Below are 2,325 nucleotides of genomic sequence, written 5' to 3'. Positions count from 1 at the left end.
TCGTTGGCATTGTAACGGTAACGGGTTTGCCCCCAGCGACTGTCGTCAATCACGCGCACATTATGCGCCCGGTCATATTGCCAGCTGCGGTTGACCGCCGAGGCTTGCGGCGGAAAATGTGGGTCATTTTGAGCCAGTGTTTCCCGGAAAAATTGGGTAGCCTGTCCTGCCGACTGATGCGCGAGCAATCCGGTTGCGGTGTAGCGGCTGGCAAGGATAAAGCCGTTGGCACTTTCCCGCACCGATTCCCTCCCCAGTACATCATGCTGGAAGGTCAGCGTTCGCCCGGTAAAATCAGTCTCCCGGATAATCTGGCCGGCGGCATCCCGTTCATAGTGGTAAGTTTCCCCGGTGGCGGCAGTGACCGTGCGGAAGAGCGCGAGTTGCAGGATAAACTGATGCTGAAGTTTGAAGCGGTTAATCAGATGGATAAGGAAGAGCAATGTTCCATGACGGCAGTATTGGATGCCTTGATATTAAAACATCAGGTAAAACGGTTGATTAGGTAACTTGATTTAATGCGGTAAATAAGACCGCGAAAACAGAGCGTTTCTACACCGTGGGATACGTCCCGCAAAACGGCAGTGAGAACCCGCCCCCGATGCTCCGCCTTAAGGGGCAGTGGCTTAAACAGGCAGGCTTTGAGATTGGCGGCTCTGTTACCGTAAAAATCATGGATGGCTGTTTAGTATTGATCCCCGACAGCGACGAGACGAACAGCCTTAAACAGTAATACCAGCGCCAGCGAGCGCAAATCAATGACATTAAGCTGCGGATGCGTGAGCTGATTGGGGATTATAAAAGCCGCTAAGGGAAGGGATTGAGCGGCTCTAAAGATAAGAAAGCCGGAAGATCATGGGGATCTTTCCGGCATTATATTTTTATGAACAACGTTAGTTTTTTAATTCGCCTTTATTCGTTTATAGTTATAAGACACATTAAGCAGTGTTTCTATAAGCCCTGAATCATCAGGCCAATCTATAATAAATCTTGGATAAGATGGTACGTAACTATTTGGATTCATAGTCTTTACCATCTCTTCCAATTCTTTTTTTATCTGATTTAATACATTAATAGATAAAGGCGCTTTTTTTCCTTGCTGATGCAATTCTATTGCGTCAGAAACTAATTGGAGAGCATCTGTTAAAAAAGTTTTACCTGATGTTTTCATTTTAAAGATCCATATTTCCAAGGCTCAAGAACAAATATTTGCTCAGCACCACCACTATATTGAGGACCAAAATCATACTGAGGGGCTGCGCGTCCTCTAATGATTGTAGTGCCTGGTGTGATCTGGAATTGTTTGATTCCTGTCATACCATTCCAATCAGGGGGTAACGCTAACCCGCTTCTATTCGTATACGGTGTGAACGTTTCAAATACATATTGCCCTTCTGGCCTAGCCGTTTTTCCAAAGTCGTGAAAGCGACTACCATAAAGGTTATTACCAGCTTTTTGTACAGACATACCGGAGAGATCAAAAGAGTCAATGATTTGTTTTCTCCGAACTCTGTCTACTCCCATTGAGTTCAAGTACTCTGAGGCATCTCTTACACCTTGGTATGGGTCTGGAGGTGCATTGGATATATTCGAAGTTCCACTCAGCCCGAACGGATCTACAAATTTCGAAGGATTATGCACATAGCCATACGGATTAAACCCACCCACTAACCCAATAGGATCGGCCGAGATGTACTGCGCCGTCTCCGGTGAGTAATAGCGGTGCCGATTATAGAACAGTCCGCTCTCTTGGTCCTCATATTGGCCGCAGAACCTGAAATTACACCCCACGTGATAATCCGCATCATTCGACGCAAGCACCTGCGATTTTTCCGCTTTGCCCCACGTTTTCAGCCGCTGCGCCCAAACTAGCGTACCATTTTCGTTGAGCATCTCGCGTGGCGTACCTTGATGGTCGCTTATAATATAGTGTAGCTTGCCTTTTTCAACACGAGCTGATGGCGTCAATGCCCCTGGTTCATACAGCCAGCGTACGCGGCTGTCCAGCGCCAGCGAGCCATCCGCGTAAATCGGCGTCTCTTCGATAAGCTGGTCACCGCTCCACAGGTAATCCTGCCCCATGATGGCATCGGTTCTCGGTGTCAAATCCGGTTTGCCGTCCAGCCAGCGTTGCAGGTTGGTCGCTGTCAGTTTGCCGTCATGTACCTTGAGCTTACGTATTCTTCGACCAAAAGCATCATATTGATAGTGCCAACGCGAGCCGTCCGGGGTTTCGCAATGGGTAAGTTGGTTTTGCGTATTCCATCGGTAGCGCCAGACTTGTGGGCGGAAGCCGTCACGCTGTTCGGTTTTTTCCACCAGACG

2 protein-coding genes and 2 pseudogenes are annotated in these 2,325 nt (G+C 48.1%); 2 read left to right on the top strand and 2 right to left on the bottom strand.

The annotated features are described in order from the left end of the window. Window positions 1-374 precede the first annotated feature (374 nt). Window positions 375-509, top strand: a pseudogene (locus tag BM100_RS23985) (helix-turn-helix domain-containing protein); the annotation flags it as partial. 47 nt (window positions 510-556) lie between these two features. Beyond that, window positions 557-733, top strand: a pseudogene (locus BM100_RS22220) (SymE family type I addiction module toxin); the annotation flags it as partial. 168 nt (window positions 734-901) lie between these two features. Here the strand turns inward: BM100_RS22220 and BM100_RS22215 are convergent. Further along, the gene (locus BM100_RS22215; RefSeq protein ID WP_092514973.1) at window positions 902-1,171 is read right to left on the bottom strand and encodes a hypothetical protein; all 270 of its coding nucleotides are present in this window, start codon (window positions 1,169-1,171) and stop codon (window positions 902-904) included. Then, window positions 1,168-2,325 (bottom strand): RHS repeat domain-containing protein (locus tag BM100_RS23745; RefSeq protein WP_244896548.1); only part of this gene is annotated, 1,158 nt, incomplete at its 5' end. The genes BM100_RS22215 and BM100_RS23745, both read right to left, overlap by 4 nt.

It is taken from the genome of Xenorhabdus mauleonii, assembly GCF_900113945.1.
GTDB classification, from domain to species: Bacteria; Pseudomonadota; Gammaproteobacteria; order Enterobacterales; family Enterobacteriaceae; genus Xenorhabdus; species Xenorhabdus mauleonii.
Note: the sequence above shows the minus strand (reverse complement) of the source record. Positions and strands in the feature narration are given on the sequence as shown.

Excerpts from the sequence above, each read along its gene's own strand:
- BM100_RS22215 (WP_092514973.1), bottom strand. The coding sequence starts at position 1,171 with ATGAAAACATCAGGTAAAACTTTTTTAACAGATGCTCTCCAATTAGTT.